Source organism: Arhodomonas sp. KWT (assembly GCF_010993615.1).
Genome location: NZ_WNXE01001098.1, coordinates 1 through 537 on the forward strand (window position 1 = coordinate 1; position 537 = coordinate 537).

1 protein-coding gene is annotated in these 537 nt (G+C 71.5%); it reads left to right on the forward strand.

The features are described from left to right. Positions 1-432: hypothetical protein (locus G7A99_RS24355; protein WP_163144653.1), on the forward strand; the 432-nt coding region annotated here is incomplete at its 5' end. Positions 433-537 lie beyond the last annotated feature (105 nt).

The window sequence follows — 537 nt, forward strand, 5'->3', positions numbered from 1 at the left end:
GCGGCGGAAGAATCGGCACGCCTGCGACGCCTGCTCACCCGCGAGGAGGAACGGGTCGCCTCGCTGCTGGAGCTGCGCGACGAGCTGCGCACCCTGCGGGTAGGCTACGACCGGGTCCGCCACCTGGCCGGCAAGCTGCTGGAGAACGTCGAGGCGCACGGCCTCGACGAACAGGAGACACAGACCTACCGCGAGACCGAGACCCGCTGGCTGGCCTCCCTGGAAGAGCTGGAAAAGCGTTTCTCGGAGACCGTGGAGGCCGATCCGCCGGACGCCGGCGGGGACGCGTCAGCAGACGGGGTCTCCGTGCCCGAGGAGATCGAGCAGGTCATGGCGATGAAGGACAAACAGATCGAGGAGCTGCGGGCCCGCCTCGGTGAATCGGAGTCGGATCCGGAAACGGCGGAAGAGACGGAACAGCCGCGGGGCTAGGCGGCGGCAGCGATAACGGGCCCGCGCCCGGGAACCGCGGCGCGGCGAGCCGGCGGCCGGCGCCGGGCCGGCCGCCAATAAGGCCCGCTCAATCCGGGACGGCGC